General features: G+C 68.4%; 6 protein-coding genes. All 6 read left to right on the forward strand.

Annotated elements, in window-relative coordinates:
* Positions 1–96: 96 nt before the first annotated feature.
* The 6 genes from HUU96_RS08225 to HUU96_RS08250 all read left to right on the forward strand — a co-directional run bounded on the left by HUU96_RS08225 (position 97) and on the right by HUU96_RS08250 (position 7371).
* Positions 97–1398: a glycosyltransferase gene (locus HUU96_RS08225; RefSeq protein WP_174292347.1), complete on the forward strand. Its 1302-nt coding sequence runs from the start codon at positions 97–99 to the stop codon at positions 1396–1398.
* Between the two features lie 96 nt (positions 1399–1494).
* Complete coding sequence (cyoA, locus tag HUU96_RS08230; protein ID WP_174292348.1) at positions 1495–2391, forward strand: ubiquinol oxidase subunit II; 897 nt, start codon at positions 1495–1497, stop codon at positions 2389–2391.
* Entirely contained in the window at positions 2381–4405 is a 2025-nt protein-coding gene (gene cyoB, locus HUU96_RS08235) for a cytochrome o ubiquinol oxidase subunit I (RefSeq protein WP_217430295.1), read from the forward strand. Before cyoA ends, cyoB begins: the two co-directional genes overlap by 11 nt.
* Positions 4406–4448: 43 nt before the next feature.
* Complete coding sequence (locus HUU96_RS08240; RefSeq protein ID WP_254605128.1) at positions 4449–5057, forward strand: cytochrome (ubi)quinol oxidase subunit III; 609 nt, start codon at positions 4449–4451, stop codon at positions 5055–5057.
* A complete protein-coding gene (cyoD, locus tag HUU96_RS08245) occupies positions 5054–5452 on the forward strand; it encodes a cytochrome o ubiquinol oxidase subunit IV (protein WP_174292350.1) in 399 nt (132 codons plus the stop codon). The genes HUU96_RS08240 and cyoD overlap by 4 nt, the downstream gene beginning before the upstream one ends.
* A gap of 41 nt (positions 5453–5493) precedes the next feature.
* Positions 5494–7371, forward strand: coding sequence for an APC family permease (locus HUU96_RS08250; RefSeq protein ID WP_217430296.1), 1878 nt, complete (start codon positions 5494–5496; stop codon positions 7369–7371).
* Positions 7372–7553: the final 182 nt, after the last annotated feature.

Raw genomic sequence — 7553 nt, forward strand, 5'->3', positions numbered from 1 at the left:
CGCCTGCCGCGCATATGCGAGGCGGTTCGACTGGCGCACCAGCGCGGCGGAGTTCTTCGACGCGCTCGCCCCGATCGAGCACCGCCACGCGGCATGATGCCGACCGTCATCCTCGCCCCGACCGGGACGCAGGGCGACATCAACCCCTTCCTCGCCGTCGCGCTCGCCCTGCAAAAGGCGGGGTGCCGGCCGGTGATGGCGGTGATGGACGATTATTGCGCGGGCATCGCCGCGCAGGGGGTGGAAGTCCGGGCGATCCGGCCAGGCCGCCGCGAGATCGAGGCAGACGGCCATGACGACGCCTCCATCGCCCGCGCCGTGTCGAGCGACCTGCGCGCAGGGCTCGGCATCGCGCTGCCGCATCTCGCCGCGTCCTATCTCGACCTCAGCGCGGCGATGCGTGGCGCGGATGTCGTGGTCGGCGGCTCGCTGTCGACTGCGGCGCGCATCGCGGCGGAGGTCGCCGGCCTGCCGCTGGTGACGCTGGTGCTGCAGCCGATGGGGTTCCTGTCGGCGGCCGAGCCGCCGCTGATGAGCGAGGCACCCTGGCTGCGCTCCGTCGGCCAGCGCTGCGGCCGGTCGGCGGTGCGCGCCTTGTACGCGCTGGCGAGCTGGCGCGGTCGTGCCAGCCTGCGCCCCGCCATCGAGCTGAGGCGGCGGCTCGGTCTCGCGCCGTTGCGCGACGAACTGATCGACGGGCCGCGCCGCAGCGAGCGGATCGTCGCCATGTATCCCGCCAGCTTCGCGCCCTTGGCCGCCGACGCGCCGCCGCAGGCGATCAGCGCCGGTTTCGCATTCCATGACGGGCCGCCGGGAGTGCCGCTGGATGCCGAACTCGACCGCTTCCTGCGCGCCGGGCCGCCGCCGATCGTCTTCACGCTGGGCAGCTTTGTCGTACATGCCCCCGGCGACTTCTTCCCGGCCAGCGCCGCCGCCGCGCGCCGGCTCGGCCGTCGGGCGGTCCTGCTCGTCGGCCGCCATGCGGTGGACCGTTATCGCCACCTCGCCGGACCGGACGTCGCGGTGGCCGGCCATGCGCCGCACTCGGCGTTGCTGCCGCGCTGCGCGGCGGTGGTGCATCACGGCGGCATCGGCACGATCGCGCAGGCGTTGCGCGCCGGCATCCTGCATCTCGCCTGTCCCTATTTCGGCGACCAGTTCGACAATGCCGACCGGCTGGTCCGCCTCGCCGTCGCGCGCTCGCTGGCGCTGCGTGACTATGCGAGCGGTCCGGCAGCGGCCGCGCTTGCCGCGCTGCTGGGCGACCGCCGGATCATCGCGCGTGCCGATGCCCTGAGCGGCCGCATGACGGCGATCGATGGCCCGTGGGTCGCAGCCGCCGAGGTCGCGCGGATCGCGCTGCGGCAAAGCCTGCCGCCGCTGCGACGGGTGGGGTGAGGATCGAGGCGATCGTTCGTGACGATTGTGCCGCCGTATCCGTCTCCTGCACCTTATGACGTTGGCGGCGAAGGTTAATGAGCGTAGAGACTTGGTGTGACTCGCTCATCCCAGCCGATCGGCCGGAAACCCCTCGCATCATTGCTGCTGCTCCCGCTTGCGCTGGGAGGCTGTGAGCCGGGATTGTTGAACCCGGCCGGCCCGGTCGCGGCGGGCGAGCGGACGATCCTGATCAACAGCCTGGCGATCATGCTCGCCATCGTTGTGCCGACCATCCTTGCGACGATCGCCTTTGCCTGGTGGTTCCGCGCCGGCAACACGCGTGCCCGCTATCGGCCCGACTTCACCTATTCGGGCCAGCTGGAGCTGCTGGTCTGGTCGGTCCCGCTGCTGGTCGTCATCTTCCTTGCCGGCATCGCCTGGATCGGCAGCCACGATCTCGACCCGCCGCGCCCGCTGGCCAGCAAGATCAAGGGCATGGAGGTCGACGTGGTGTCGCTCGACTGGAAATGGCTGTTCGTCTATCCCGGCCAGGGTGTCGCCAGCGTCAACCGGCTGGTGATCCCGGCCGGCACCCCCGTCACCTTCCGCGTCACGTCGGGCACGGTGATGAACAGCTTCTTCATCCCCCGCCTCGGCAGCCAGATCTATGCCATGGCGGGGATGGAGACCAAGGTGAACCTGATGGCCGACCGCCCCGGCCGCTTCCGCGGCCTGTCGGCGCACTATAGCGGCGAGGGGTTCGCCAATATGGGCTTTGCGGTCTTTGCGGTGCCGCCGGCGCAGTTCGCCGGCTGGGTAGCGCGGGCCAAGGCCGCCGGGCCGGTGCTCGACGGCGCAGCCTATGGCAAGCTGAGCAACGCCGACGGCAACATCGCCCCCTTTACCTATCGCGCGGTCGGGCCGCGCTTCTTTGAGGCGGCAGTCGCGCGGTCCGTCGCCCCGCCCAAAACGGTCGTTGACGGCCGGGAGCAGCGTAAAGATGTCCGGTAGCCTCCTGTTCGGCAAGCTCGGCTGGAACGCCATCCCGTTCAGCGAACCGATCCCGATGATCACGTCGGGCGTGGTCGCGACGATCATCTGCGGCGTCATCTTGTGGGTGTGGCGCGCCGGCTATGTCCCGTATCTGTGGCGGGAATATATCACCTCGGTCGATCACAAGAAGATTGGCATCATGTATTGCGTGCTGGCGCTGGTGATGCTGCTGCGCGGCTTCTCCGACGCGCTGATGATGCGATCGCAACAGGCGCTTGCCTATGGCGGCAGCCAGGGTTTCCTGCCGGCCAATCATTACGATCAGGTCTTCTCCGCGCACGGCACGATCATGATCTTCTTCGTGGCGATGCCGTTCCTGATCGGGCTGATGAACTTCGCCGTGCCGCTGCAGCTCGGCGTGCGCGACGTCGCTTTCCCGACGCTCAACTCGGTGTCGTTCTGGCTGACCGCATCGGGCGCACTGCTGATCAACATCAGCCTGGTGGTCGGCGAGTTCGCCAAGACCGGCTGGGTCGTCTATCCGCCGCTCAGCGAGCTGGCCTATTCGCCCGGCGTCGGCGTCGATTATTACCTTTGGGCGCTGCAGATATCGGGAGTCGGCACCCTCCTGTCGGGCGTCAACCTGGTGACGACCATCCTCAAGATGCGCGCGCCGGGGATGAGCCTGACCAAGATGCCGATGTTCTGCTGGACGTCGCTCGCCTCCAACCTGTTGATTGTCGCCGCCTTCCCGATCCTGACCGCGACGCTCGCGATGCTGATCCTCGACCGGTATCTGGGGTTCCACTTCTTCACCAACGACGCCGGCGGCAACCAGATGATGTTCGTCAACCTCATCTGGGCATGGGGCCATCCGGAGGTCTATATTCTGATCCTGCCGGCGTTTGGCATCTTCAGCGAGGTGGTATCGACCTTCTCGGGCAAGCCGCTGTTCGGCTATCGCTCGATGATCGTCGCGACCATGGCGATCTGCATCCTCGCCTTCATGGTCTGGCTGCACCATTTCTTCACCATGGGCGCGGGAGCGGACGTCAACGGCTTCTTCGGCGTCACCACCATGATCATCGCGGTGCCGACCGGCGTGAAGGTCTTCAACTGGCTGTTCACCATGTATGGCGGCCGCATCCGCTATTCGACGCCGATGCTGTGGTCGGTCGGCTTCATGGTGACATTCGTCATCGGCGGAATGAGCGGCGTGCTGCTGGCGGTGCCGCCGGCCGACTTCGTGCTGCACAACTCCGTGTTCCTGGTGGCGCATTTCCACAACGTCATCATCGGCGGCGTGCTGTTCGGCGCGTTTGCTGGCTACAGCTACTGGTTCCCGAAGGCGTTCGGCTTCCAGCTCGACGAGACCTGGGGCAAGCGCGCCTTCTGGCTGTGGCTGACCGGCTTCTATGTCGCGTTCATGCCGCTCTATGTGCTCGGCCTGATGGGCATGACGCGCCGGCTGCACCATTATGACGTGCCGGGCTGGCATCCATGGCTGCTGGTCGCGGCGTTCGGCGCGGCGATGATCGCCGCCGGCATCGGCTGCCAGATCACGCAGCTGTTCGTGTCGATCCGCAACCGGGCCGCGCTGGAGGACCATAGCGGCGACCCGTGGGACGGCCGCAGCCTGGAGTGGATCACGACCTCGCCGCCGCCGGTGTTCAACTTCGCGGTGCTGCCCAATGTCGAGGACGAGGAAGCCTATTGGAGCGTCAAGAGCCGGGCGCGCGAGACGCGCTCGCTGTCGGAGCGGCCCGACTATCAGCATTTCGAGATGCCGCGCAATTCGCCGACCGGCGTCGTCACCGCCTTCTTCGCCAGCGCGATGGGGTTTGCGTTGATCTGGCACATCTGGTGGCTGGTCGGGCTCGGCTTCCTGGGCGCGTGGGCGACCTTTGTTGTGTTCGCGTGGCGCGATGAAGCGGAATATGACGTGTCGGCCGAGGAAGCCAAGCGGCTCGACGACGAGCGGCGGCGCGCCAAGGCCAGCATGATCGGCCTGCCCGACGAGGCGCTGGCATGAGGCCCGGGTTGTGAGCGCGCACGCCAGGCGAGACCCCCACCAGTTGGGTCGCGGCGAGAGGCCGATCAGCGAGCGCGGCCCGGCCCCGCGCCGGATCGTCGTCTCTTATGGCTTCTGGATCTTTCTGCTTTCCGACTTCATCATGTTCTCGGCCTTCTTCGCCGGCTACGCGGTGCTGGGCGGCGAGACGGCGGGCGGGCCATCGGGGCGCGAGCTGTTCGACCTCAAGCTGGTCGGATGGGAGACGGCGTTTCTGCTGCTGTCGAGCTTCGCCTGCGGCATGGCGGCGATCGCCATGGCCGTGAAGCGCGCACCGCTGTTCCAGCTGGCGATGGCGGTGACGGCGCTGTTCGGGGCCGGCTTCCTCGTGCTGGAGCTCAGCGAGTTCGCGCATCTGATCGGCGAGGGGAACGGGCCGTCGCGCAGCGCCTTCCTGTCGGCGTTCTTCGCATTGGTGGGATGCCATGGCCTCCACGTCACGCTCGGTCTCGTCTGGCTGACGACGATGATGGCGCAGGTCTGGGCCAAGGGGTTCCGCGACGACATCGTCCGCCGCGTCCTGTGCTTCAGCCTGTTCTGGCACGCGCTGGACATCATCTGGGTGGCGCTGTTCACCGTCGTCTATCTGTTCGGCAAGGGAGCCGGGGCATGAGCGAGCGCGATCTCACCCCCGAAGCGCGCAGCGACAGCGCGCCGGGCGAGCAGGGCGACCCCGATCACGATCCCGCCGCCGGCATCCGCGGCTATGTCGTCGGGCTGGTGCTGGCGGCGCTGCTGACCGGGGCGTCGTTCCTGGTCGCGGCCGGCGGACTGGTCTGGGCACCGGGCATCCCGGTGGCGCTGATTGCGCTGGCGATCGGCCAGATGGGTGTCCACCTGGTGTTCTTCCTCCACATCACCAGCGGCCCCGACAACACCAACAACACGCTGGCGCTTGCCTTTGGCGTGCTGATCGTCGGGCTGGTGCTGGTCGGCACCTTGTGGATCATGGCCAATCTCAGCCACAACATGGTGTCGATGGAAGCAATGATGCACGCCCAGCCTTGACGGCGGGAGCCAAAGCCCCGCCCGCCCGTTCGCCGCTATCGATGTCGTTCCGCTCCTTTCTGCTCGGCCGGGCCCTCGCCAATCGTGAGCTGAGCGACCAGAAGATCGGCTGGCTGGCGGCGGTGCCGGCGATGGGGCTCGATGGCCTCGGCTCCTCGTCCTATGGGCCGGAGGCGGCGCTCACCATCCTGATCCCGCTGGGCGCGGCCGGCCTGACCGCGATCGGCTGGGTGATCGCGCCGATCGTCGCGCTGCTTGCGATCCTGTATCTCTCCTACCGCCAGGTAGTGGTCGCCTATCCGTCCAACGGCGGGGCCTATACCGTCGCCAAGCAGAATCTGGGCGAGGGCGCGGCGCTGGTCGCGGCGGCGGCGCTGATGATCGACTATGTCCTCAACGTCGCGGTCGGCATCTCCGCCGGCGTCGGTGCGCTGACCTCGTCGCTGCCGGCGCTGCATCCCTGGACGCTGGAGCTGTGCCTGGGGGTGCTGGCGCTGGTCGCGATCGCCAATCTGCGCGGCACGCGCGAGGCTGGCTGGCTGTTCGCCGCGCCGACCTACCTGTTCATTGCCAGCTTCCTCGGGCTGGTCGGCTGGGGAATGGTGCGCATCGCCCTGGACGGCGGCCAGCCGGTCGCGGTCGTCGCCGCGCCGCCGCTCGGCGCAGCGACGCAGACGGCCGGATTGTGGCTGCTGATGCGCGCCTTTGCCGCCGGCTGCACGGCGATGACCGGGGTCGAGGCGGTGTCGAACGGCGTCAACGCGCTCAAGGAGCCGGTGGTGAAGCAGGCGCACCGCACGCTGACCGCGATCTGCCTGGTGCTCGGGCTGCTCCTGGCGGGCATCGCGGTGGTCGCGCACGGCTATCGGCTTGGCGCAATGGACCAGACCCGGCCAGACTATCAGAGCGTGCTGTCGCAGCTGGCGGGCGCGGTGGTCGGCCATGGCGCGATCTACTATGCGGCGATGGCGAGCCTGCTGGCAGTACTGTGCCTCTCGGCGAATACCAGCTTCGTCGGCTTCCCGCGCCTCGCCCGGCTGGTCGCGCTCGACGAGTATCTGCCGCGCGGCTTCGCGGTCGCCGACCGACGGCTGGTGTTCTCGGTCGGGGTCATGTTCCTGACCGTCACCGCCGGCGTGCTGCTGGTGATGTTCGGCGGCATCACCGACCGGCTTATCCCGCTGTTCGCAATCGGCGCGTTCCTGACCTTCACGATGAGCCAGCTCGGCATGGTCGTCCACTGGCGGCGGCAGCCGGGGCGCAATCTCGGCCGGCTGGCGATCAACGCGCTGGGTGCGGGCACGACGATCGTGGCACTCACAGTGATCCTTGCTGCCAAGTTCCTGGAAGGGGCGTGGCTGGTCGTGCTGGCGCTGCCTGCGACGGTGCTGCTGCTGCGCGGGGTGCATCGCTACTATGCCGGGCTCGACAGGCGGCTGGCGGTAGCCGGCGACTTCGCTGTCGAGGAGACCGAGCCGCCCACGGTGCTGGTCGCCTATGAGGAACGCAACCGGATGAGCGACCGGGCGCTGCGCTTCGCGATGACGCTGTCGCCCGACGTCCTCGCCGTCCACCTGCTGCGCCTCGCCGGCCCCGAGCAGGAGGAGGATATCGCCGCCGTCCGGGCGCGCTTCGATGCCGAGATCGCCGGGCCGCTCACCGCCGCCGGTCGTTCGTCGCCGCGGCTGGTGCTGGTACCCGCGCCCTATCGCGAGATCCAGGGACCGATCCTGGAGCTGGTCCGCAAGATCGACGAGGCGACGCCGGGCAGGTCGGTGGCGATCCTGATCCCCGAGCTGGTGATCCGTCACTGGTGGGAGCGGCTGCTCCACAGCCGCCGCGCCAGCCGGCTGCGCCGCGCGCTGCTCGATCATGCCGGCGCGCGGCTGATGGTGGTGAGTTCACCCTGGCGCGATTGACACATTTGTCGCCGCATTGCGGCATAGTCTTGCGACAATTCGGCCCTACCGCCCCGCCAACGAAGCGGTGGGACACGACAATGCGCGATGTGACGATGGGTTTGGCGATGGGCGGACTGGCAATGGCGTTGCCCGCCACCGCCACGGCGCAGCAGGCGGTGCCCGCCCCCGCGCCGACCGCG

The organism is Sphingomonas bacterium (assembly GCF_903644135.1).
Lineage (GTDB): Bacteria > Pseudomonadota > Alphaproteobacteria > Sphingomonadales > Sphingomonadaceae > Sphingomonas.